At 70.2% G+C, this 22,378-nt stretch carries 20 protein-coding genes; 8 read left to right on the top strand and 12 right to left on the bottom strand.

What is annotated here, in order from left to right:
- The first annotated feature begins 65 nt into the window (after nt 1-65).
- The gene (locus tag AC07O8_RS24055; protein ID WP_495050456.1) at nt 66-656 is read left to right on the top strand and encodes a TetR/AcrR family transcriptional regulator; all 591 of its coding nucleotides are present in this window, start codon (nt 66-68) and stop codon (nt 654-656) included.
- Here the strand turns inward: AC07O8_RS24055 and AC07O8_RS24050 are convergent.
- From AC07O8_RS24050 to AC07O8_RS24040, 3 genes are all read right to left on the bottom strand, one after another.
- Nucleotides 619-1,509, bottom strand: coding sequence for a DMT family transporter (locus AC07O8_RS24050; protein ID WP_495050455.1), 891 nt, complete (start codon nt 1,507-1,509; stop codon nt 619-621). The genes AC07O8_RS24055 and AC07O8_RS24050 overlap by 38 nt on opposite strands.
- The gene (locus AC07O8_RS24045; protein WP_495050454.1) at nt 1,506-2,132 is read right to left on the bottom strand and encodes a methylated-DNA--[protein]-cysteine S-methyltransferase; all 627 of its coding nucleotides are present in this window, start codon (nt 2,130-2,132) and stop codon (nt 1,506-1,508) included. The genes AC07O8_RS24050 and AC07O8_RS24045 overlap by 4 nt, the downstream gene beginning before the upstream one ends.
- Nucleotides 2,133-2,229: 97 nt before the next feature.
- Nucleotides 2,230-3,846, bottom strand: coding sequence for a DNA-3-methyladenine glycosylase 2 family protein (locus AC07O8_RS24040; protein ID WP_495050453.1), 1,617 nt, complete (start codon nt 3,844-3,846; stop codon nt 2,230-2,232).
- Nucleotides 3,847-4,188: 342 nt separating this feature from the next.
- Between AC07O8_RS24040 and AC07O8_RS24035 the strand changes: the two genes are divergently transcribed.
- The gene (locus AC07O8_RS24035) at nt 4,189-5,577 is read left to right on the top strand and encodes a phosphomannomutase/phosphoglucomutase (protein ID WP_495050452.1); all 1,389 of its coding nucleotides are present in this window, start codon (nt 4,189-4,191) and stop codon (nt 5,575-5,577) included.
- Between the two features lie 7 nt (nt 5,578-5,584).
- Entirely contained in the window at nt 5,585-6,898 is a 1,314-nt protein-coding gene (locus tag AC07O8_RS24030) for a 3-deoxy-D-manno-octulosonic acid transferase (RefSeq protein WP_495050451.1), read from the top strand.
- A 117-nt stretch (nt 6,899-7,015) separates the two neighbouring features.
- On the opposite strand, the gene AC07O8_RS24025 is transcribed toward AC07O8_RS24030, so the two are convergent.
- Entirely contained in the window at nt 7,016-8,428 is a 1,413-nt protein-coding gene (locus AC07O8_RS24025) for a GTP pyrophosphokinase (protein ID WP_495050450.1), read from the bottom strand.
- Nucleotides 8,429-8,477: 49 nt separating this feature from the next.
- Between AC07O8_RS24025 and AC07O8_RS24020 the strand changes: the two genes are divergently transcribed.
- A complete protein-coding gene (locus AC07O8_RS24020; RefSeq protein ID WP_495050449.1) occupies nt 8,478-8,732 on the top strand; it encodes a DUF1488 family protein in 255 nt (84 codons plus the stop codon).
- 67 nt (nt 8,733-8,799) lie between these two features.
- Here the strand turns inward: AC07O8_RS24020 and AC07O8_RS24015 are convergent, their stop codons facing one another.
- Both AC07O8_RS24015 and AC07O8_RS24010 read right to left on the bottom strand, forming a co-directional pair.
- Nucleotides 8,800-11,337, bottom strand: coding sequence for a GspE/PulE family protein (locus AC07O8_RS24015; protein ID WP_495050448.1), 2,538 nt, complete (start codon nt 11,335-11,337; stop codon nt 8,800-8,802).
- Between the two features lie 203 nt (nt 11,338-11,540).
- Complete coding sequence (locus AC07O8_RS24010; RefSeq protein WP_495050447.1) at nt 11,541-13,490, bottom strand: M66 family metalloprotease; 1,950 nt, start codon at nt 13,488-13,490, stop codon at nt 11,541-11,543.
- Nucleotides 13,491-13,818: 328 nt separating this feature from the next.
- On the opposite strand from AC07O8_RS24010, the gene pcp reads away from it, so the two are divergent.
- The 3 genes from pcp to AC07O8_RS23995 all read left to right on the top strand — a co-directional run bounded on the left by pcp (nt 13,819) and on the right by AC07O8_RS23995 (nt 16,811).
- Entirely contained in the window at nt 13,819-14,457 is a 639-nt protein-coding gene (gene pcp / locus AC07O8_RS24005; RefSeq protein WP_495050446.1) for a pyroglutamyl-peptidase I, read from the top strand.
- Nucleotides 14,458-14,709: 252 nt separating this feature from the next.
- Nucleotides 14,710-14,910: a hypothetical protein gene (locus AC07O8_RS24000; RefSeq protein ID WP_495050445.1), complete on the top strand. Its 201-nt coding sequence runs from the start codon at nt 14,710-14,712 to the stop codon at nt 14,908-14,910.
- Nucleotides 14,907-16,811, top strand: coding sequence for an MbnB/TglH/ChrH family RiPP precursor modification enzyme (locus tag AC07O8_RS23995; protein WP_495050444.1), 1,905 nt, complete (start codon nt 14,907-14,909; stop codon nt 16,809-16,811). Before AC07O8_RS24000 ends, AC07O8_RS23995 begins: the two co-directional genes overlap by 4 nt.
- Here AC07O8_RS23995 and tolA read toward each other — a convergent pair.
- The 4 genes from tolA to ybgC all read right to left on the bottom strand — a co-directional run bounded on the left by tolA (nt 16,789) and on the right by ybgC (nt 19,575).
- Nucleotides 16,789-17,709, bottom strand: coding sequence for a cell envelope integrity protein TolA (gene tolA / locus AC07O8_RS23990; protein ID WP_495050443.1), 921 nt, complete (start codon nt 17,707-17,709; stop codon nt 16,789-16,791). The genes AC07O8_RS23995 and tolA overlap by 23 nt on opposite strands.
- Nucleotides 17,710-17,731: 22 nt before the next feature.
- Nucleotides 17,732-18,172 carry a protein TolR gene (tolR, locus tag AC07O8_RS23985; protein ID WP_088406917.1) on the bottom strand — a complete coding sequence of 147 codons (441 nt, stop codon included), beginning with the start codon at nt 18,170-18,172 and terminating at the stop codon, nt 17,732-17,734.
- Nucleotides 18,173-18,187: 15 nt separating this feature from the next.
- Entirely contained in the window at nt 18,188-18,880 is a 693-nt protein-coding gene (gene tolQ / locus AC07O8_RS23980; RefSeq protein WP_495050442.1) for a protein TolQ, read from the bottom strand.
- Nucleotides 18,881-19,044: 164 nt separating this feature from the next.
- Nucleotides 19,045-19,575, bottom strand: a complete 531-nt coding sequence (gene ybgC, locus AC07O8_RS23975) for a tol-pal system-associated acyl-CoA thioesterase (protein ID WP_495050441.1) — start codon at nt 19,573-19,575, stop codon at nt 19,045-19,047.
- Between the two features lie 138 nt (nt 19,576-19,713).
- Here ybgC and AC07O8_RS23970 point away from each other — a divergent pair, with 138 nt between their 5' ends.
- Entirely contained in the window at nt 19,714-19,941 is a 228-nt protein-coding gene (locus AC07O8_RS23970) for a hypothetical protein (RefSeq protein ID WP_495050440.1), read from the top strand.
- A gap of 19 nt (nt 19,942-19,960) precedes the next feature.
- Here the strand turns inward: AC07O8_RS23970 and AC07O8_RS23965 are convergent, their stop codons facing one another.
- Nucleotides 19,961-21,160, bottom strand: a complete 1,200-nt coding sequence (locus AC07O8_RS23965; RefSeq protein WP_495050439.1) for a pyridoxal phosphate-dependent aminotransferase — start codon at nt 21,158-21,160, stop codon at nt 19,961-19,963.
- Between the two features lie 47 nt (nt 21,161-21,207).
- A complete protein-coding gene (locus AC07O8_RS23960; protein ID WP_495050438.1) occupies nt 21,208-22,299 on the bottom strand; it encodes an ABC transporter substrate-binding protein in 1,092 nt (363 codons plus the stop codon).
- Nucleotides 22,300-22,378 lie beyond the last annotated feature (79 nt).

Below are 22,378 nucleotides of genomic sequence, written 5' to 3'. Positions count from 1 at the left end.
TTCAAAATCCTGGCTTCGCACCCGCGACGGCAATGGCAGGCGGGGTTCCTACAATGGTGCTCATCATGAAAGTCACCAAAGAGCAATCCGCCGCCAACCGCAAGGCGCTGGTGGACGCGGCGTCCAAGCTGTACCGCGAGCGGGGCGTGTCGGGCGTCGGGCTGGCGGAGATCTCCCGCGAGGCGGGCTTCACGCATGGCGGCTTCTACGGACGCTTCGCGTCGAAGGAGGAGCTCGCGGCCGAGGCCTGCGACCTGGCTTTCGAGGCTTCGCTGGCGCGGCTGGGATCGCAGCTCGAGAAACACGGCGGCGACTTGCAGCCTTTCCTCAAGCGTTATTTCGGCGCGGCGCACCGCGACGCGCCCGGCGCCGGCTGCCCGATGGCAGCGCTGAGCGTCGATGCGGCGCGCGAGGGCGGCCTGCTGCGCGAATCGATGAGCACCGGCATTGCCGCCTACCTGCGCGAGCTCGCCGTGCACCGGCCCGACGGCAGCGTGGTCGATGAGCCGACCGCCGAGGACGAGGCGCGCGCCATCGGCGTGCTGTCGACGATGGTCGGCGGGATGATCCTGGCCCGGGCCTGCGCGGGCGCGGCGCCGGGCTTGTCGGACCGGATCCTCAGGACGTCGCTGGAGGCGTCGTCGAAGGCAGCTTGATCACGCCCACCGCCAGGGCGGTTCCCAGCAGCACCACCAGGCAGCCGGCGGCCATGCTGGCGTTCAGCGTCTCGCCGAGGAAAATCCAGCCCCACAGCAGGCCGAAGACCGGGATCAGGAAGGTCACCGAGATCGTGTTGGTCGGACCGACGCGCTTCATGAGCCGGAAGAACAGGATGTAGGCGATGCCGGTGCACAGCAGCGCGAGCAGGGCGACGGCGCCCCACGCGTGGCCGCCGGGCAGCGCGGCCGGCCGCAGCGACCAGGCCGGCAAGGCGAGCAGCAGCGCGGCGGCGAACTGGCTGCCGGTGGCGACGGCCAGCGGGCTGGCCCCGGTCAGGTACCGCTTGGTCGCGCTGGCCGCGATGCCGTAGCTCAGCGCGGCGATCAGGCAGGCGACGATCGCGAAGCCGCTGCCGCCGGGCTTGAACGAGGCCTTGTCCCAGGCCAGCAGCACGACGCCGGCGAAACCCAGCGCCAGGCCCAGCAGGCGGGATCCGTCCAGACGTTGACCGAACCAGGCCCAGGCGACCAGCGCGCCCCACATCGGCGTGGTGGCGTTGAGGATGCTCGACAGGCCGGCGTTGATCGACAGCGCGGCGAAGCTGAACAGCGCGAAGGGGAAGGCGCTGTTGAGCAGCCCGACCAGCAGCAGGCCCTTCCAATGGGTGCGCAGGTCGCCAAGGCCCTCGCGCAGGCCCAGCAGCGGGATCAGGAACAGCGAGGCGCCGGCGACGCGCACGGCGGCCGTCGCCACCGCGCCGAACTCGGGCGCGGCCACCCGCATGAACAGGAACGAGGCGCCCCAGATGGCGGCCAGGACGAGCAGTTCGATCAGGTCGCTTCGCTTCACGCGGGGGCCTTTTGGTGGTTGTCGTGCTTGCCGGGACGGCGTGGAGCCGTCTGACCGGGCGGAGTCCCCGTCGGCGAGGAAGTCGACGAGGACGTCGGTGAGGATGCCACCGAGGGGCGCAGCTTAGCGGGCAGCCCGCCTTCGATTGTCAGCAGGGCTTCCTTGCGGTGCAGACCGCCGGCATAACCGGTGAGGCTACCGTCGGCGCCGAGAACCCGGTGGCAGGGGATCAGCACGGAGACCGGGTTGCGGCCCACCGCCGCCGCGACGGCACGCACCGCCTCAGGCCGGCCCAGGCGGGCGGCGAGCTGGGCGTAGGTCACCGTCTCACCCGCCGGGATGCCGAGCAGCGCCCGCCAGACGTCCTCCTGGAAACGGGTGCCCGTCGGGGACAGCGGCGGCAGCGTCGCAGCACGGCCGGCGAAGTAGTCCTTCATCGCCGCAACCGTGTCGCGCAGCAGCGCGTCGTCATCGTCGCGAGGCGCGGCGAGCGCGCCCGGGTGGTACTTCTGATCCTCGAACCACAGGCCCGACAGGCCGTCGGCATTGCGGGCAATCAGCAGGCGGCCGAGGGGGGTGTCGGCCTCGGTCCAGGCAGTGTGGTGGTGGTGGTGGTGCGTCATCGTGTCTCTCCTGGTTGACGGGAGGCCCCCCAACGCCGGGGGGCCAAGCGCGGGCTCTCCACGATGCAGGGGGCATCCCGTCCGGGAACCCCCAGCATCATTCCGGCCCCACTCGCCGTGGTTGACTTCGCGTGGTTCTGGCAGCGGAGGACTTCGGAAAAGTCCTGGCAGCGGCGGCTTTGGTGGCGGCTTTCGTGGCGGCATCCCGCCATAGTTGCAACACGGCGTAGCTGCGGTAAGGCGCGAAGTTCTCGGCGGCAGCGATCAGCTCGCGGGGACGCAGCGGCTGGCCGGCACGTTCCTCGAGGCATTGCTTCAGGACGACGTCGCCCGGCAGGTAGGCGTCGGGCCAGCTCCAGCCGCGCATCAGCATGTAGTGCGCCGTCCAGGGGCCGAGGCCGGGCAGGGCGGCGAGCTCCGCGATCGCGTCCTCCACCGTGCCGCGCCCGTGCGCGAACGCCAGCGTCGGCCATTGGCGCGCGAGGTGGATCAGTGCTTCGGCGCGGCGCCCGGGCATGCCGATCGGCGCGATGTCGTCGACCGTCGCGGCGGCGAGCGTGGCCGGCGTCGGGAACACGTGCGTCACACCGGGCGGGGCACCGGCGGCGTCGGGCAAGGGTTCCCCGAAGCGGGCGATCAGGCGGGTGGCGAGGGTGCGGGCCGCCGCGACGGTGATCTGCTGGCCGAGCACGGCGCGGATCGCGAGTTCGAAGCGGTCCAGTGAGCCCGGCAGGCGCAAGCCCGCGGCGGCGGGGCCGAGCGTTCCTCCGAGCGCGTCCGCGATGGCCTGCGGGTCGGCGTCGAGGTCCAGCCAGCGGCGCAGGCGCGGCATCAGCGGCGCGATCACGGGCCACAGCGACGGACTCAGCGACACACGCACGCGCGGCCGCTCGTCGCCGTCGGCGGGCAGCCGCACGGACAGCCAGCCCAGGACGTCGGGCTGGCCCGGACGGGTCAGGCGCACGCTGCGCGACAGCGACAGGCGCTCGACATCGACCTGCTCGACGCCGGGCACCGCGCGGGCGGCGAGGAAGTTCAGCAGCGCGGTGCTCAGCAGCGGCGGCCGCAGGTCCAGGCGCAGCTCGGCGGTCTCGAATGCAGCATCGCGCGCCATGCCGGACACGTCGGTTTCCGCGTCGGCACCGCCCTTGCGCAGCGCGGATGGGCTCAGCCGGTAGTGTTCCTGGAAGGCGGCGTTGAAGCGGCGCAGGCTGGCGAAGCCTGCGGCGAGCGCGACCTCGCCGATCGGCAGGCGGGTGTCCGTCAGCAGCTGCTTGGCCAGCAGCAGCCGGCGCGTCTGCAGGTACTGCAGCGGGGCCACGCCGTGCACGGCGGTGAAGACGCGGCGCACATGGCGCTCGCTGACGCCCAGGTGGGCGGCGAGCGCCGGCAGCGAGGCTTCCTCCGGCGCGCACTCGTCGAGCCAGCGGGCGGCTTCGCGGGCGAGCACCTCGGCGGCGTCCATCGTGCTCCATGGACGTGCGGCGGGCGCCAGTTCGGGGCGGCATTTCAGGCAGGGGCGGAAGCGCGCGGCTTCGGCCAGCGTCGCGCTGGGGAAGAAGCGGCAGTTCTCGCGTCGCGGTGGGCGGACCCGGCAGATCGGTCGGCAATAGACGCCGGTCGAGGTCACGCCGACGAACCATTGACCGTCGAAGCGCGCGTCCCGCGCCAGCAGCGCCGGGTAGCAGTGATCGGGGTCGAGGAGGAAGTCCATGGCAAGGATCATAGGAGCCGTCGTCTGGCGGTTCTCGCCGTTTTCGGACATGTCCCTTTTCCCCTGTGGACCCACCACGAGACGTGTGGAGGGAACCGGCCAGGGGCCCCTTTTCGGAAGTATTAGGAAGGAATTTGGAGGCCGGGGCGGCCGACAAAGGAGGGACATGGAGAAAAGGGGCCCCTGGCCGGTTCCTGAGCGCTCGGTCTCCGTCCGATCTCCTTCCCTGGCCCGGGAATTGCCCTCTTCGGGCCTCCGTGCACCGGGTTACACGGAGGCCTCAAAGGCGCTGCCTACAATGCGCCCCAGTTTTGAATCCCCACCATTCCTGCAAGGAAGCACATGCAAGTTCACGCCTCCATCTTCAAGGCTTACGACATCCGCGGCGTCGTGGGCACGACGCTGGACGAGACGCTCGCCGAGCACCTCGGCAAGTCCTTCGGCACCGAAGCGATCAACGCGGGTGAAAAGGCGGTCGCCGTCGGTCGAGACGGTCGCCTGTCGGGCCCGTCGCTGGTGGACGCGCTGATCCGCGGTCTGAAGTCGACGGGGCTGGACGTCGTCGACATCGGCGCCGTCACGACGCCGATGCTGTACTACGTCGCCGCGACGCGCGGCAAGCATGGTTGCAACTCCGGCATCATGGTCACGGGCAGCCACAACCCGAAGGATTACAACGGCTTCAAGATGGTCCTGAAGGGTGCCGCCGTCTACGGCGAGCAGATCCAGGGCCTGAAGCGCCGCATCGAGGCCGAGGACTACGCCACCGGCAACGGCCGCGTGGGCAAGATGGACGTCATCGCCGAGTACACCCAGCGCATCGTCAAGGACGCCAAGCTCTCGCGTCCGATGAAGGTCGTGGTCGACAGCGGCAACGGCATCCCGGGCGCGACCGCCCCGGCGATCCTGCGCGCGCTCGGCTGCGAGGTGGTGGACATCTTCTCGAAGGTGGACGGCGACTTCCCCAACCACCATCCGGATCCGTCGCGTCCCGAGAACCTCGAGGACCTCAAGCGCATCGTGCACGCCACCGACGCCGAGCTGGGCCTGGCCTTCGACGGCGACGGCGACCGCCTGGGCATCGTCACCAAGGACGGCACGATGATCATGCCGGACCGCCAGATCATGCTGATCGCCGCGGACATCCTGACGCGCCTGCCGGGCTCGGAGATCATTTTCGACGTCAAGTGCACGCAACGCCTGGCCCCGTGGATCGAGGAACACGGCGGCAAGCCGCTGATGTGGATGACGGGCCATTCGCTGGCCAAGGCCAAGCTGAAGGAAACCGGCGCACCGCTGGCGGGCGAACTGTCGGGCCACATCTTCTTCGCCGAGCGCTGGTACGGCTTCGACGACGCGATGTACACCGCCGCGCGCATGCTGGAGATCCTGTCGCGCAGCGACGACCCGAGCAAGGTCCTGAACGACCTGCCCAACAGCGTCAACACGCCGGAACTGAACGTGCCCTGCAAGGAAGGCGAGCACCACGAGGTCGTCGCCAAGCTCAAGGAGATCGCCGAGTTCCCGAACGCCAAGGACATCATCACGATCGACGGCATCCGCGTGGAATACGACGACGGCTTCGGCCTGGTGCGCGCGTCCAACACGACGCCGGTGCTGGTGCTGCGCTTCGAGGGCCACACGCAGGAAGCGCTGGAGCGCATCCAGAAGGAAGTGCTGGCCCAACTCCAGCGCGTGAAGTCGGACATCACCTTCACGTCCGGCCACTGATCGTCCCTTGCCTGCCGATTCGTTCAAGGAGCGCCTGGCGCGCGGCCTCTTCAGCACGGTGCTGAGGCTCGCGTCGCCGGCGTACTTCCTGCGCCTGTTCCTGCGCGGACGCCAGGAGCCGCTGTACGCGGTGCATCCGGGCGAGCGCTTCGGCTTCGGCGCGGCGATCGCGCCGGGCGCGATCTGGGTGCACGCGGTCTCGCTCGGCGAGACGCGCGCGGCCGCGGCGCTGATCGAGCGGTTGCGCCAGGAGCGGCCCGGCATGCGGCTGCTGCTCACGCACACGACGGCGACCGGCCGGGAGGCCGGCCGCGCGCTGCTGCGCGAGGGCGACACGCAGCGCTGGCTGCCCTTCGACACGCCGGGCGCGGTGCGCCGCTTCCTGAAGCGGACGCAGCCGGCGGTCGGCGTGCTGATGGAAACCGAGATCTGGCCCAACGTCCAGCACGAGTCGCAGCAGGCGGGCGTGCCGATGGTCCTGGCCAACGCGCGGCTGTCCGCGCGCAGCCTGCGTCGCGGCGAGAAGTTCAAGGCCCTGCTCGCGCCGGCGGCGCGCAGCCTGCGGCTGGCGCTCGCGCAGACGGCCGCCGATGCCGACCGCCTGCGGCAGGCCGGGGTCGAGGACGTGCGCGTCTGCGGCAACCTGAAGTTCGACCTCCAGCCCGATGAGGCCCTGCTGGCGCGAGGCCGCGCCTGGCGCGCCGCTTTGCATCGACCCGTGCTCATGCTGGCCGTTTCCCGCGAAGGCGAGGAGGCCGCGATGCTGGCCGCGTGGAAAGCTGCAGCGCCGGCGAGGGCGCAGGCGGGTTCACCGCTGCTGCTGATCGTGCCGCGACACCCGCAGCGCTTCGACGAGATCGCCGCGATGGTGGCCGAGGCGGGCCTCACGCTCGCGCGACGCAGCGCCTTCGGCACCAGCGACATCGCGACACCGCCGTTGAGCGCGGCCGTGGCGGACGTGTGGCTAGGCGACTCGATGCGCGAGATGGCGCTGTACTACGGCCTGGCCGACGTCGCGCTGCTCGGCGGAAGCTTCGAGAAGCTCGGCGGCCAGAACCTGATCGAGACGGCCGCCTGCGGCGTGCCGCTGTTCATGGGACCGCACACCTTCAACTTCGCCGAGGCGGCGGAGTTGTCCCTGCAGGCGGGCGCCGCGCGCCGCGTCGAGACCTTGCCGCAAGGACTGGCGGAGGCGCTCGCCTTGCTCACGAGGCCCGATGAGCGCGATGCCATGGCTGCATCGGCCACGGCCTTCGCTGCCGCGCATCGCGGCGCGGCGGCGCGGATGGCGGCGCCGATCCTGGACCTCCTGACGCGCTAGGAGGTCGCAAGTCCTGGATGCCCATGAGCGCCCATGAGCGCCCGCAAGCGTCCGCAAGCGCCTGCGAACGGGCGCTGCGGCGCGGCTCAGCGCGCGATCTCGCCCAGGGCCTCCGCATCAGAGTTCCTCGACGGCTTGGGCCGACAGCCCAGCAAGCCACTCCTCGAAGTTCTTCTTGGCGAGCGTCGTCAGGATGCCTTGGAACAGCGGCTTGTCGCCGAGATAAAGGCTGTGACGGATCACGGTGAAGGGATTCATCCGGTTCTCGGAACTGTCTTCGAAGTGCATCTGGTATCGCTTGACGATGCCGATGTTCTCGCGCAGGTACTGGTTGAACTCCGAGCGTGAAATGGATGGGTGCGCCGTCACGATCTCCTGGACGAAGCCATCCACCTTCTGCGGCACGAAGTCGAAGCTGGGGAAGAAGTGGCTGGCGATCTTCAGGAAATTGAAGGCGTTGAGCTTGGCGCTGCGACGCTCGGTGGCCGGGGACGCGGGAGGCTCGGTACGGGGCGCTTCACCCGGCGCGCCGTTGACGCCGGGCGCGACGGAGGTTTCGCCCGGTTCGGCCGGCTCGTCCTCCTCCTTCTGAAGCTCCTCTTCGGTGGAGTCCCGGATCTGCCGGAACTCCCGGTCGGCCAGCTCGAAGAGCGCGGCCAGCGTGTTGATCCGGCGCTTCAGATGGTTGGGGATGGACTTCTTGTACTTGATCTTGTGATCCAGCACGCTCCAGGAGTCCTGCACGATCGTTCGCACCTGCACTTCGAACTGGAGGTCCGCATAGGCCCGGTACTCGGGCAACTCGAGGCGCGGGTTCTTGAGCTTGAGGTCGAAATGCAGACCCTTGTAGCCGAACGAGGCCTCGGTGTTCTCGATGGTCGAGATCTTGTCGGTGACTTCGACCACCTCGAACTCGCTCTGGAGGATCGCGCCGATCTTCTCGATGTCGTCCTCATAGAGGCAGACGATGCGGAGGCCGACCAGGTCGCTGACGTGGTGCCTGATCTCGTACGCCGTCGAGCCGGCTTCCAGCGCTTGACGGTACTTGAGATTGAACTTCTTGATGCATTCCTCCCGGTCCTTCAGCCGCGACTCGATCTTGGAGAAAGGCACGGAACCGAGTTGTGGGAGCAGGTCCGTGAGGAGGCTGACCAGCGACCTGCTGGCGTTTTCCAGCATCGCCGAATTGGCATCGTAGAAGACACGGAACTGTGCTTTCTCGCCCTCGAAGTCCAGACTCGCCATCGTGTTCATTCCTGTTGCGATCGTGAGGCCTCCCCACGGAGGCCGTCCCATCGATCGAGCCGCCCTGGCGCAGCGGCCAGGCGCCACATCGTCAGCGCCCAGGCCGACAATGGACGCCCTCGTTCTCGCGCTCATCATCGCACCGCCGGGCACATCGGCCCCGGCAGGCGCGCCGGTCAGGCGCGCATGGTGATCGTCGCGGCCTGAGCTCGCACGGGTCCGGACGGGCCTGTGTGGGCCGGTGCACAGACGGTGAGGGCGAACACGCCCAGGCTGGTCTCCCACGGCGCCACTCCGGCGCCGCAACGGTGCCGCGACGGCGTCAGGAGATCTTGTGAAGCCAGCCGCTTTCTACGACCTGGGCTCGGGATCCATCCGGTTCTGGGTGCTCGTGGGTGAGCAGTTCATCGGGGCCACCGTGCGGCGTGAGTCGCTGCACTATCGCTACAGCCCGCACGGCACGAACGATGACCCGCTCCAGACCTTCGAGGCCCACGCGGAGGAGCTCGAAGGGATCGTCCGGCGACGTGTCGCCGGCGGTTCGCGCGAGCCGGTGATGCTGCGGGATCACGACCTGATGGCCGGGTAGGCCGGGTAGGCCGCGTGGGCCGCGCAGGGACGGCCGAGACGGTCGGGTCTTAGCCGGGGAGGGCCCGTTACTGGTTGCTCGTCGAACGGACCTCGCCCAGCGTCGTCACCCCCTGCAACACCTTCGCGATGCCGTCCTGGCGCAGCGTCGTCATGCCTTCGGACATCGCCAGGTGCATCAGTTCCTCCGCCCGCCCGCCGGTCTGGATGAGCCGGCGGATGGGCCGGGTGACGATGAGCAGCTCATGCAGGCCCGCACGGCCCTTGAAGCCGGTGTTGTCGCACTTGTCGCAGCCCGGCGCGTGGTACTGCAGCAGGTTGGGCTGACCGTGCAGGCCCTTCCATTCGGCGAGGACTTTCTCGCGGTCCGGCCGGTTCTCGGCCGAGAACACGTGCAGGTAGTCGTCGAGCAGCTCGTTGAGCGTCGCATCGGACATCGGCTCGGACGTGCGGCACGCCGGGCAGATGCGGCGCACCAGGCGCTGCGCCAGCACCGCCAGCAGCGAGTCGGCGAAGTTGAACGGGTCCATGCCCATGTCCAGCAGCCGCGTGACCGTTTCCGGCGCGCTGTTGGTGTGCAGCGTGGAGAGCACCAGGTGACCCGTCAGCGAGGCCTCGACGGCGATCTCCGCGGTTTCCTCGTCGCGGATCTCGCCGACCATGATCACGTCCGGGTCCGCGCGCAGGAAGGCGCGCAGCGCCTTCGCGAAGGTCCAGTCGATCTTCGGATTGACCTGCACCTGACGCAGCCCGGTCTGCGTGATTTCCACCGGATCCTCGGCCGTCCAGATCTTGCGTTCGGGCTTGTTGATGTTGGCCAGCACCGAGTGCAGCGTCGTCGTCTTGCCCGAGCCCGTCGGGCCGACGCACAGCACCATGCCGTAGGGCCGCTCGGACGCCGCCTTCAGCTCGCGCAGGTTGCGCGCCGAGAACCCCAGCTTCTCCATCGGGATCGGCTTGGCCGAGGCCAGGATCCGCATCACCACGTCCTCGAGCCCGTTGTTGGTCGGGATGGTCGCGACCCGCAGCTCGATCTTGTGGCGTTCCGAGAACTTCGCGAAGTTGATCTTGCCGTCCTGCGGCTTGCGGCGCTCGGAGATGTCGAGGTCGCACATGATCTTGATCCGCGCGATCATCGCGCTGCGGTAGGTGTGCGGCAGCTCCAGGTGGGGCTGCAGCACGCCGTCCTTGCGGAAGCGGATCTTGACCTTCTCCTTGCCGGGATAGGTCTCGATGTGGATGTCCGACACGTTCTGGTTGTGCGCGTCGATGATCATCGTGTTGATCAACCGCACCAGCGAGTTGTCGCTCTGCTCGATCTGCCGGTCCTTCTCCTCCTCGCGCGCGGTCTCGCGGGCGGACTGCTCCTGGCCCTCGCGCTCGAGCGTCTCGATCAGCTTGTCGGAGCTGTCGAGCTCGAAGTCCATCGACAGCGCCGGCAGCGCGCCGCTCAAGGCCGAGGCCGGCTGGCTGCCGAAGCGCTCGTAGGCGCTGGGGATCGCGAAGGTCAGCGAGCCCAGGCGCGCCAGCGCCGGCACGACCTTGAGCTGGGTGATGAATTCGACCTCGTCGATGCAGTCGCGCCGGGTGGGATCCTCCATCGCGACGATCAGGCGCCCGTCGCGCAGCACCAGCGGCAACACCTCCAGCCGCTTGGCGACCGAGAACGGAAGCTTGCGCACCGAGTCCGGCTCGATCGCGAAGTTGTCGGCGTCCACCAGCGGATAGCCCATCTTGCGGGCCAGCGCCGATTGCAGCTGCGCGCGCGTCACGATGCCCTTGCGCACCAGCAGCTCGCCCAGCGGGACCGAGCGGTCCTGCTTCTGCTGCGCGAGCGCCTCGTCCAGCTGCGCCTGGGTGACCAGGTCCAGCGCGAGCAGCGCCTCGCCGATGCGCACCATCGGCATCTTGGCCTGCTGCTCGATCGCCTGCATCAGCTGCTCGGCGCTGACGATGTGCGTCGCCACCAGGATGTCGCCGACGCGGCGGTCGCGGAGCTCGCGCTGCTCGTCGGCGGCGGCGTCGACTTGGGCCTGCGTCACCACCTGCTGGCGGACGAGCAGGTCGCCGATGCGCTCGCCGACCTCGAAGCTGACCAGGACCTCGCGCGGCACGAACATGCAGCGCACCCAGTCGCTGGTCTCGCTGACCGGCGGGAACAGGAACAGGCCCAGCTCGGTCTCATGGTGGCCGATGGTCGTGCCCTTCTGTTCCTCGCCGCCCTGGTAGACCAGCTTGAAGTCGCTGCGCGGGCGCTGGTCCAGCGAGGTCGCGTCGTTCGCCGTGGCCGGGTCGCGCGGCGGGACCTCGATCGCATGCAGCAGCTTGAGCCCCTTGAACTGCGAGAACTTCAGCGGCATCGCGTTGCGCGCCGGCGGCACGACGACCTGCGCCAGCCGCTCCGCCGGCACCATCAGGATGACCTTGCCGACCGTGCGACTGCCGTTCAGTCCCATGATCTCGCAGGCCTGCGGCTCGCGTTGAGGACGGGGCCGGGGGTAGGCGGCGAAGGGCGGGGTGGGCCACTCGAACTGCGGTGCCGCTTCGGCCGAGGCGCTGCCCGGCTGGGCTTGAGGCCATTGAAGCGGCACGGACGGGTCGGTCATCTGGCGGTCTCCGCGGGAAATTCTGTGTGTCTGGGCAGTCCTAGGACGCGAGATTAACCCGTTTGAGGAGCAGTCACTACCCGGATAAGCGGCCAGGCGACCGGGCAAACCGGAGGGCCTGACCCCTGTGCCCGGACGCTTGCTCGGGGTGCCTGCCCCGGATGCTTCGTCCGCACGTATCGCCCGCTCCCGGAGCTCCGTCGTCAGAGCGTGCGCGAGACGATCACCCGGGGATTGGCGGGCAGCCCTTCCCAGGCCATCGGCGTGTCGAGCAGCTCGATCTTCTTCAAGGGCTGGTCGCCCGGCACCTGGACCGCGAACTGCCGGAAGCTGTTGCCGTTCAACGGATCGAGCGCGCTGGCCGGCGGCGTGCCGCGCGCCTGGTTGAACGGGCGGAATCCGCCCTGCAGCAGGCGGTGGCGGACCTTGCCGTCCGCATAGGTCAGCCGCAGCGTGAAGTCGCAGCCGCCGTTGCGGCAGTACCAGGCGTTGACGGACGTGTCCGGGACGATGCTGGCCCGGTCGTCGGCCAAGGTGGGATCGATCCCGCGCAGCAGGTTCCCGGTGAAGCTGAGCGGGGGATAGATCTGCGTGGTGCCGACGTTGCCCGTGCTGCCGACGTTGCCGCCGGCGTTCGTGTTGTCCAGGGTCAGCACGATCGCGTGGACCGGCACGCCGCGCTGCTGCGGCAACCCGCGGTCCAGGCCGTAGATGCCGTTGGAGGTCGTCGCCGTCGATGCCTCCACCCAGCGCTTGTCGAGCGTGTCCCACTGCTTGTAGCCGCTCGCGAAGGCGGCATCCGGCACCAGTCGGCCGCCGGGCACGTGGGTGCCCTTGCCGTCGACCGTCGTCCGGCCTTCGAAGTAGCGCTGCATGACCGCCGTGCTGTAGTCGGAGAAGGTCGCGTAGCGATAACCGGCCGCCTGGTCGCCGGAGCCGCTCTGCATCGGGTCCTGCTTCACGCAGCGCCCGCTCGCGTCCAGCGTGCGGAGCTTGGCGCCGAAGGTGTCGGTCTTGCAGTTCGCGTAGCGCGACGCCGTCGTCGGCACGAACGGGGCCAGGAGTTGCCTGCGGTTGGCGTCGTAGCCCCAGGTGGAGCCGTTCAGGCTGCCCCAGGCATAGGGATATCGCCCGTCGTCGAAGGCTTCGCCGACGTGCGCCAGGCCGAACGCGTGGCCCTGCTCGTGGATGAAGATGCCGGCGTAGAGCTCGTCGCCCGCGCCGTCGCTGCCGCCGCCCAGCCCGCCGCCCGGACCGCGGTACTTGCCGGCCGCGTCGAGCGCGAGCAGCGGTGCGTAGTACTGCACCGCCAGCGACCCTTCGCCGTTGGCGTTGCGCAGCGCGCCCAGCACGCCCAGCACGCCGGACAAGCCCGCGAAGCCGTCCTTGTAGTCGGCGGTCGAACGGGCGACGTAGGCGGGCCGCGCCTGGCCGTCGTCGTCGCCGCGAGGCGCGATGACGAGGGTCGGCCAGGACACGCGTCGCGCCGGATGGTTCACCGCCTCCAGACGGGCGACGGGCCATTTCGCGAACATCTCGGCGACGGCGTCCGCGGGCGGCGTGGCGGTGACGCTCAGCGGACGCCCGGAGTTCGTTTCATCCGCACCGAACAGGTAGAACGGCAGCACGCGCACGGTGAAGGGCACATCCGCGCCGACCTCGACGCCCCGCGCCTCTCCCGCGCTGTAGTTGGACGCCCGGGCCCGCAGGCTCAGGCCGGGCCGCAGCCAGGCCGCGGGCAGCGTCGCGCTGTACAGGTCGGTGCCGTAGGCCGGGCCGGAGGCTTCGGTCGGCGGCAGCATCGCTGGCGGATCCAGGGGGACCGTGCCCAGCGACTGGCCGGCGATCACGCCTTCCAGCAGCGGCTGGCGGGTGTCGGCCGCGGACAGGCGCACCAGCGCGAGGGCTTCCCGTCCGCCGACCAGGTGCAGGGACTCGCTGGCGTTGGCCGGCGTCGGCGGCGACCAACTGCGCACGCCATCCGGCAGCACATGCGTCTGCGCCACCTCGAGGCCCTGGATCGTCAGCAGGCCCGGCGTCTGACCGGAGCCGCCTCCCGACCCGGTGCCGTCCGGCGAGCCGCCGGTGTCGCTGCCGCTGCCACCACCGCCGCCACCGCAGGCCGCCAGGAGCGTGCTCGCCGCGAACGCCACGAGCGCCGGGCGGAGGGCGAGGCGGGTCCGGGCGAGCTTCGGGGCCGGGTCTTGCGGGACCTGACCGAAGGCGGAGGACCCGGAGGATGCAAACGGGGCGGATAACGTGGCGGATAACGTGGCGGATGGCGGGGCCGTCGCAACGTGAAGAGGCTGGTGCAATGACATGGATTGATCAGGAGCGAAGTCAGGCGCGAAGTCTCGTGGGATCGGTCGGCGGGGTCACCGACTTCGATGAGTCAATCTGCACTCATAGAGGTAAGGCGTGTAACGCCTGGTGCGAGTTCCCCAACGGTCTCCGCACCGCGTCGCGTCTAGACTCGCCGCCATGAAGAACCTTCTGATCACCGGCTTCGAACCGTTCGGCGGCGAGATCGTCAACCCGTCCTGGGAACTGGCGCGATCGCTCAACGGCGAGGTGATCGCCGGCGCGCGCGTCGTGGCCGTGTCACTGCCTTGCGTGTTCGGCGAGGCCCTGCAGCGGCTGGACGAAGCCCTGCACCGCGTGAAGCCCGTGATGACGCTGGCGATCGGCCAGGCGGGCGGGCGCTGCGACCTGTCGCTGGAGCGCGTCGCGATCAACGTGGACGACGCGCGTATCCCTGACAACGCCGGCGCGCAGCCCGTGGACGAACCGATCGTGGCGGACGGGCCGGCGGCCTATTTCTCCACGCTGCCGATCAAGGCGATGGTGGCCGGGCTGCGGGCGGCGGGGTACCCGGCGTCCGTCTCGCAGACGGCGGGGACCTTCGTCTGCAACCACCTCTTCTACGGGTTGCAGCATCGGCTCAACGGCCTGGGCGTGCGCAGCGGCTTCATGCACATCCCCTACCTGCCGGAGCAGGCCGCGCGTCATCCCGGTTCGCCCAGCCTGCCGCTGCCGACGCTGGTCGCGGCGACGCGGCTGGCGATCGAACTGGCCGTGACCGCCGAGGAGATCCGCGTCGGAGGCGGTCAGCTCGACTGACGGGGCGGGGAAGGGTACGCGATCGTCTGGTGGGGCATGCCTGCTGACGATGGGCTGGTGGCGATTGTCTGGTGGTTCTCGGCGGCGCGTTCGCGCGTTTGACCGATGTCAATGAATGGGGACCGCGCGCAGAGCGTGGGGACAGGGTGGCCCAACTGAGGGCCCATGCGCGGTGGCACGGTCGATCCGATCGGGCGCCGCGTCGACCGCCTGTCACCTTCGCGGGGCGTGCCCTGCTCATCGGAGTCACCCATGACCATTCGCCAGATCGTCCTCGCTGCGCTGACGGCCTCCCTGTCCGCAGGCCCGCCGGGTGGCGCGCGGCCCCCTGACGGCAAGACCCGGCAGGCGTGCTACGACCTGGCCCGGGCGGCTCGGGGCGGGTGTGCCGGCCCCTCGGCCGTCGACCATGCGCCCGACGAATGGGCGTACCGCGTCCGGGACGAGCGATGAGGCGCGGCGCCGCCCTGTGGCCGGTCGCCGTCGGCATCGGCTGGCGTCAGCCCCACTACCGCGAGGTGATGGCGCGCGGCGCGCTCGACCTGGACTTCCTGGAAGTCCACACCGAGGATTTCCTGGCCCCCGGCGGCGCCAACCGGCAACTGCTGCTGGACGCCGCGTGCCGGTTTCCGATCAGCCTGCACGGCGTGGGGCTGGGCCTCGGATCGGCAGCCGGCATCGACGCGCGACACCTGGCGCGCGTGCGGTCGCTGGTGGACGCGGTCGAGCCCGCGGCGATGTCGGAACATGCCGCCTTCACCCGCGCGCGGCGTCGTCACGCCCTCGTGCATGCGCACGCGCCACTGCCGCTTCCCCTGAGCGCCCGCGGCCTGTCGCTGCTGGCGTCGCAGGTCGACGCCGCGCAGCAGGGTCTGGGTCGACAGATCCTGATCGAGAACCTCAGCGCCTACGTGGCCTGGGACGAAGACGCGATCCGGGAAGTCGACTTCTTCAACGCCCTGGCGGCCCGGACGGGATGCGGGCTGCTGCTCGACCTGAACAGCCTCTTCGTCAACGCGCTCAATCGCGGGCTGGACGCGGAGGCCGCGTTGCGCGACGGCCTCGCGTGGCTCGACGACGTGGAGCCGACGGCGGTCGGCCAGTACCACGTGTCAGGTCATGCCCAACTGGACGGCATGACCGTCGCGGACCACGGCGGCGCGATCGGCGAGGACGTCTGGTCGCTCTACCGCCACGCGCTGACGCGCATCGGCGCGCGGCCCACCCTGGTCGAGTGGGACAAGGGCGTGCCGCCGCTCCCGGGCCTGTGCGAGGAAGTGGCGCGGGCCCGACGGGAACAGGCCGCGCTCGATCGCGAGCTGATCGCGCCGCCGCCGCCGCGACCGAGGCCATCCCTGCGTCCGCACCACGGAGCCGTGGGGGAAGCGCCGCACGGCGTGCATCACGGGCCTCGGCCGGCGCTGCCGATGCCGATGCCGATGCCGACAGAAACCGGCCCTGACCTGTCGACCCTGCAGGCCGGTCTGGTCGCCGCGCTGCTGTCGGCGCCGGGCGCCGAGATCGCGGCCTCATCGCCCGCCGGACTGCACGCCCTGGCCGGCATCCGCGGCGGGCTGCCGCGGGCGTTGCGCGCCTACCAGGCGCATGTCAGCGCCCAGGCGGAGCGCACGCTGGCGATGGTGTATCCGCGCTTGCGCGACCGCGTCGAGGCTGACCGGGCGGGGAGCTTCGCCTCGCTGGCCTGGGCCTGCTGGCGCCGCTTTCCGCCGGAGGATGGCGACCCGGGCGAATGGGGCGAGGCGCTGATCGAGCTGCTCGAGGGCGCCGAGGACCAAGGCCTGCCGCCGCTCTGGACGGCGCTGGCGCGCATCGAATGGGCCCTGCACCGGGCGGCGCGCATCGCGGACCCGGCGCCGGACCTGAACTCGCTGGCGCTGCTGGGGCGTCTGCCGGCCGGAACGGTGCGGCTGGTGCTCGCGGACCATGTCGTGGTGTACGGCGGCGACGGCAATGGCAACGGCGACGGCGACGGTCCCGGCCTGCGGGAATTGCTCGCGCTGGCGGGCGAGTCCTTCGGCAGCGGCCCCCGGACGTCGCTGATGGTGTGGCGGGACGGCTGGGGCGGTCAGTCGATCGCGCTCGACGACGTGACCACGCGCTGGTTCGGATCGCTGCGCGCGGCGCTCGACCTGGAGCGCGCGCTGTTGGAGGCCGGCAGCGCCTTCGACTTCAGCGCCTGGCTGTCGGCGGCGGTGACGCGCGGGTGGCTGGCCCGCGTCGAGGTGGTCGAGCCCGCCGAGCCCGCTGAACCCATCCCGGCCGTCCAGGCCGTCCAGTCCCGCCTGGCCCTCGACGGCTTCGCGCGGGCCGTCACTCCCTGGGTCGGAAGGTGATGATCATCACCCGCGGCACCGTGCCGTCGGTGTCGGTGGGCAGCTTCTCGGTCTTGTCGAGCGCGCGCAGCACGGCGGCGTCGAAGTCCGGCAGGCCGCTGGACTGGACGATCTTGCGCGCGATGATCGTGCCGTCCGGGCCGGCGCGCACTTCGACTTCCGCTTCCGGATTCGAGGCACCGCCCGGGTCGTTGTAGATGATGTTCGGACGCACGCGGGCCTTGATGCGGCCCGCGTAGTTCGCCGACGGCCCGGAGCTTCTCGCCGCCGTGCCGGTCGCGCCGGGCGCGCCCGTGCCGCCGGCCATGCCCTGGATGCGGCGCAGGTTCTCCTGGCGCTGCGCCTCGGCCTTGGCCTCCGCGTCCTTGCGGGCCTTCTCGGCCTTGGCCTTGTCGGCAGCCTTGTCCTTGGCCTCGTCCTTGGCCTGGTCCTTCCTGGCCTGCTCTTCCTTGGCCTTGCGGTCGCGTTCCTTCTGCTCCGCCTCGTCCTTCCTGCGCTGCTCCTGCTTGCGCTTGTCCTCGGCCTCGCGCTGCGCCTGCTCGTCCTTGAGCTTGCGCTCCTTGGCCTTGGCGATCGCGATGTCGGCGTCGCGCTGGGCCTGGACCTCCTGCGGGGTCGGTTGTTGCGGCCTGGGCGGTTCCGGCTGGGGCTTGGGCGGTTCGGGCTGCTGCTCGGTCGGCAGCTGTTCCTTGGGCGCGGCGGCCTGCGGGATGGCGGACCACAGCTCCGCATCCATCGCCGGCACCGGCGCCGAACGCCAGCTCACGCCGAAGCTCAGGGCCGCCACCAGCAGGATGTGCGCGACGATCGCGAAACTGAAGCCGCGCCCCAGTCCGGGCGCGGGCGGCGGACGCAGGGGATCGCGGTCCGGGTGGAATCGGGAGACCAGGGTGCTCATCGCTGCGAGTCGCTTCCCGGGCTCAGCGGTCCGCCGGGGCGCCGTTCTTCACGGACAGGCCCACGCGCTGGATGCCGGCGCGCTGCAGCACGTCCATCGTCTTGACGACCGCTTCGTACTTGACGTTGCGGTCGGCGGAGATCACGACCGGCGTGGCCGCGTCGCCCTTCTGCGCGTCCTTGACGCGTGCGGCCAGCGCCTTGAGCGGCACCGGCGACGGGTCCTGGTCGCCGTCGAGCTTGATCTTGAGCTGCTCGTCGGTGCCGACGATCACCTGGATCACGTGCTGCGGCTGCGTGCGGCTGGAGCCGACGCTGGGCAGGTCGACGACGCCGGTGGTGATGAGGGGCGCGCTGACCATGAAGATGATCAGCAGCACCAGCATGACGTCGATGAACGGGACCATGTTGATCTCGTTCATCGTGCGGCGGCGCGAACCGCTGCGGGAGGACATTCCGGGCATGACCGACGCTCCGGGTCAGCGTTGCGCGGCCGGCGCGGGCTGGCCCGCGTTGCGCTGCAGGATGTTGGAGAACTCCTCGATGAAGGTCTCCAGCGTGATCGCGTTGCGGTCGATCTGGCGCGCGAAGCGGTTGAAGGCCAGCACGGCGGGGATCGCGGCGAACAGCCCGATCGCGGTCGCGACCAGCGCCTCGGCGATGCCGGGCGCGACGGTGGCCAGCGTTACCTGGGTCAGGTTGGACAGGCCGACGAAGGCGTGCATGATCCCCCAGATGGTGCCGAACAGGCCCACGTACGGCGACACCGAGCCCACCGACGCCAGGAAGGACAGGTGCGACTCCATCGCGTCGAGCTCGCGCTGAAAGCTGGCGCGCATGGCGCGGCGGGCGCCGTCCAGCAACTGGCCGGAGTCGACCACGCGCTTCTCGCGCAGCTTCAGGAACTCGCGCATGCCGGAGGCGAAGATGCGTTCCAGCGGGGCGCCGTCCGGGCGGTTGGAGACGCTGTTGTAGAGGTCGTTGAGGTTCTTGCCCGACCAGAACTCCTGCTCGAAGCCCTCGTTGCGCGAGCGGATGCGGCCCAGCGCGATGAACTTGCTGAAGATCACGCTCCAGCTGGCCAGCGAGACCAGCAGCAGCGCGGCGATCACCAGCTGCACCGTGAGGCTGGCATGGGCGATCAGGGAAACGATGGAGAGGTCTTGGTTCATGAGGTCGACGGGCGGTGGTCGGGGATCAAGGACGGATCAACGGGGGATCAAGCCTGGAATTGTGACAAGTCTGGCGGGGTCGACGGCAAACGACGGACCAGGGACATGCAAAGAAGCGTGTCGGCGGGGCGACGTGCGGGGCGCCGTGCGGGGCGCGGGCGCGATCAGCGCGGCGCCGGCGACACGGCCCCCGGCGCGGGCTGCAGCGCTTGCAGGATGCGTGCCGGGATGCGCGCGGGTTTCAGGCTGATCGCATCGACGCAACCGATGCGGATGCGGCCCTGCGTCAGCAGCTGCTCGTCGCGCCAGACCTGCTGGTCGATGACCAGGCTGGCGCGGCCGACCTCGGCCGGCACCACGCTGACGCGCAGCCAGTCGTCCAGCCGCGCCGGCGCGAGGTAGCGCAGCGCGGTGTCGCTGACGACGAACATCAGGCCCTCGTCGCGGCGCATCGTCTCCTGCTCGAAGCCCAGGCCGCGCAGCCATTCGGTGCGGGCGCGTTCCATGAACTTCAGGTAGTTGGCGTAGAAGACGACGCCGCCGGCGTCGGTGTCTTCCCAGTAGACGCGCAGCTCGTGCTGGTGGACGGGCAGGGCGGTCGAGGCGCCGGCGACGGCGAGCGGGCCGCCGAGCAGGGCGGGGACGGTGGCGGGGCCGCCCTCGGAGCGGGCTTCGGAAGGGGAACCGGAACTCATGCCGGGATGATAGGGCGTTTGCCGCAGGGGCCGGCGCGGGGCCCGGCGCGGCGCGGCGCATGTCGCCGCGGCGCGAACGCGCGGTCGGGGCTGGCACGCCGCGTGCCCTGTCGGCCCGTGTTCCTCATACGACGCGCCATGCATCCTTTTGATCTCGACTACATCGGCCAGTTGGCCACTGCGGCGCTCACGCCCAAGGGCCGGCAGGCGTCCAAGGCGTCTCGACTGGCCTCGCGGCGCATCACGGCGATGCGCGGGTCCGACGACCCGCACCAGCGGGTGCTCGGCGCCGGAGGCATCGCAGGTCTCGGTCAGCCCGCCGACCTGGCGAAGACGGGTCGCATCCTGAAACCGACCAACCTGTAGCGGACGACGCCGCGGCGCTTCAGTCCCGGGCCTGGAGCTGGTCGAGGCGGACGCGCACGCGATGGAGTGCCTCGTCGAGGTCGTCCATGCTGCTGGCGAAGGACAGGCGCAGGAAGCGTTCGCCGAAAGCCGGGCCGAAGTCGCGGCCCGGCGTCAGCGCGACCTGCGCGTGTTCCATCAGGTCCATGCACAGGTCCCAACTGGACAGGCCTGTGCCGGACGCGTCGGCCCACGCGTAGAACGCACCGTCCGGCACGACCGGCACGGGCAGGCCCATGGCCTCGAGCGCCGGCACGACGATGTCGCGGCGACGGCGCAGTTCTTCGCGACGGCGTTCGTACTCGGTGATCGACGCCGGATCGAAGCAGGCCAGCGCGGCATGCTGGGCGATCGTCGACGGGCAGATGTAGAGGTTCTGCGCGAGCTTCTCGACCGCGCCGACCATGGCGGCAGGCAGCACCAGCCAGCCGAGCCGCCAGCCGGTCATGCCGAAATATTTCGAGAAGCTGTTGATCGACACCACGTCGTCGCCGAGCGTCAACGCGCTGCGCGCGTAGCGGTCGTCGTAGCCGAGCGGCTGGTAGATCTCGTCCACGATGGTGACGCCGCCGCGCTCGCGCACGAAGGCGTGGATGCCGGCGAGTTCCTCGGGCGGGATGGACGTGCCGGTCGGGTTGCTCGGCGAGGCGAGCAGCACGCCGCGGCTGCGCTCGTTCCAATGGGCGCGCAACCGGTCCAGGCTGAGCTGGAAGCGTTCCCCGGCGGTCGACGGGATCAGCACCGGCGTCGCGTCGACGGCGGCGACGAAATGCCGGTTGCAGGGATAGCTCGGGTCCGGCATCAGGACCTCGTCGCCGGCCTGGAACAGCGCGAGGCAGGCCAGCTGCAACGCGGCGGACGCGCCGGCGGTGATGACGATGCGATCGGGATCGAGGGTCAGGTGTTGCGTCTGGCCGTACCAGTCGGCGATGCGCTGGCGCAGCGCCCGCAGGCCGTTGGCCTGCGTGTAGGGGATGCGGCCTTCGGCGGTGAAGCGCGCGGCGGCCTCGCGGACGGCGGGGCTGGCGCCGAAGTCAGGTTCGCCGATGTTCAGGTAGATCATGCGCCGGCCGCCCCGGGCCGGATCGCAGACCGCCGAGCGGGCGATCTCGTCGGCCCGCTTGGCGCATTCCATGACGTAGAACGGGTCGATGTTCCCGACGCGATTCGAAAGTCTCATTCCGGCGGCATTCCATGATGGCTCTGCCGCCGATCATAGGGCTCGCCTTATCGGACGAAGCGGTTGCCCTCGCCCACGATGGACAGATCCGCGAAGTCCAGGCCGGAGTGGTCGGTCGGGCTGTAGCTGATCTCCAGGCCGCCGATGTTGACCTTCTGCAGGCCTTCCAGCGTGTCGCGGAGCTTCTGCCGCGTCGGGTGCGGGCCGGCGCGGCGCAGGGCCTCCACCAGCACCTTGGCGCCAGCGAAGCCTTCGATCATGGCCGGCGTGATGTCGCCGACGCCCTGGGCGCTGGCGAGGCCCTGCGCCTCGGTCACGATGGCGGCGGCGCGGGAGCGTTCGTAGGGGAACACCTGTCCGACGATGATGCCGCGCGCGTTCTTGCCCAGCGAGGCGACGAAGCCCGACGAGGCGTTGTTGGACAGGGTCACGATCTGGACGCGCGAGCCGCTGTCGCGCAGCGCGGCCACGCCGTCGACCACGGCCTGTCCCGAGCCCAGGAAGATCACGGCCTGCGCCGCGCTCGACTGCGTCTTGGCCACGGACACCTTGAAGTCCGGGTGGGCGCGGTCGAACTTCTCCAGGAAGGCCGCGGTCTTGCCGACCGCCGCGAACCCCGCCATCACGCCGACCACCGCGTCCGCGCCGAAGGAGTCGTCGACCTGGACCACGCCGATCTTCTCGATGCCGATGAGGCTCAGGTGACGCACGGCGCGTTCCGCTTCGCGCTGGTAGGTGGCCCGCACGTTGAAGAGCCACGGATGGACGGGCTTGTGCAGCGCCATCGCGCCGGTGGACGGGGCGACCAGGGGCACACGGTGCTCGGTGAGCAGCGGCATGATGGCCTGGTTGTGCGGCGTGCCGCGCGTGAGGAACAGCGCCAGCACGTTGTTGTCGACGATGAGCGTGCGCGCGTTCTCCGCCGCGAGCTTCGGATCGAACTTGTCGTCGAGCGAGATCAGCTTGATCCGCTCGCCGTGCACGCCGCCGGCCTTGTTCACGGCGTCGAGATAGAGCCTGGCGCCGTCGGTCGTTTCCTTGACGCTGGCCGCGACCGGGCCGGTGAATCCGGAGGTCTGGCCGATGAGCACCTCCGCGTGGGTGGTCGCGGAGATCGACGCGAAGAGGAGGGAGAGCATCAGCCCACAGAGAGTTCTCACGTGCGTTCCTGGCAGAAAAGTTGGGGCGCCATGATCGGGCGAATGGCGGCCGTGATCG

It is taken from the genome of Roseateles sp. GW821-FHT09G09, assembly GCF_059415965.1.
This window is presented reverse-complemented; position numbering and strand designations above follow the sequence as displayed.

Excerpts from the sequence above, each read along its gene's own strand:
- AC07O8_RS24055 (WP_495050456.1), top strand. The coding sequence starts at position 66 with ATGAAAGTCACCAAAGAGCAATCCGCCGCCAACCGCAAGGCGCTGGTG.
- AC07O8_RS24045 (WP_495050454.1), bottom strand. The coding sequence starts at position 2,132 with ATGACGCACCACCACCACCACCACACTGCCTGGACCGAGGCCGACACC.
- AC07O8_RS24040 (WP_495050453.1), bottom strand. The coding sequence starts at position 3,846 with ATGGACTTCCTCCTCGACCCCGATCACTGCTACCCGGCGCTGCTGGCG.
- AC07O8_RS24035 (WP_495050452.1), top strand. The coding sequence starts at position 4,189 with ATGCAAGTTCACGCCTCCATCTTCAAGGCTTACGACATCCGCGGCGTC.
- AC07O8_RS24015 (WP_495050448.1), bottom strand. The coding sequence starts at position 11,337 with ATGACCGACCCGTCCGTGCCGCTTCAATGGCCTCAAGCCCAGCCGGGC.
- pcp (WP_495050446.1), top strand. The coding sequence starts at position 13,819 with ATGAAGAACCTTCTGATCACCGGCTTCGAACCGTTCGGCGGCGAGATC.
- AC07O8_RS24000 (WP_495050445.1), top strand. The coding sequence starts at position 14,710 with ATGACCATTCGCCAGATCGTCCTCGCTGCGCTGACGGCCTCCCTGTCC.
- AC07O8_RS23995 (WP_495050444.1), top strand. The coding sequence starts at position 14,907 with ATGAGGCGCGGCGCCGCCCTGTGGCCGGTCGCCGTCGGCATCGGCTGG.
- tolA (WP_495050443.1), bottom strand. The coding sequence starts at position 17,709 with ATGAGCACCCTGGTCTCCCGATTCCACCCGGACCGCGATCCCCTGCGT.
- tolR (WP_088406917.1), bottom strand. The coding sequence starts at position 18,172 with ATGCCCGGAATGTCCTCCCGCAGCGGTTCGCGCCGCCGCACGATGAAC.
- tolQ (WP_495050442.1), bottom strand. The coding sequence starts at position 18,880 with ATGAACCAAGACCTCTCCATCGTTTCCCTGATCGCCCATGCCAGCCTC.
- ybgC (WP_495050441.1), bottom strand. The coding sequence starts at position 19,575 with ATGAGTTCCGGTTCCCCTTCCGAAGCCCGCTCCGAGGGCGGCCCCGCC.
- AC07O8_RS23970 (WP_495050440.1), top strand. The coding sequence starts at position 19,714 with ATGCATCCTTTTGATCTCGACTACATCGGCCAGTTGGCCACTGCGGCG.
- AC07O8_RS23965 (WP_495050439.1), bottom strand. The coding sequence starts at position 21,160 with ATGAGACTTTCGAATCGCGTCGGGAACATCGACCCGTTCTACGTCATG.
- AC07O8_RS23960 (WP_495050438.1), bottom strand. The coding sequence starts at position 22,299 with ATGCTCTCCCTCCTCTTCGCGTCGATCTCCGCGACCACCCACGCGGAG.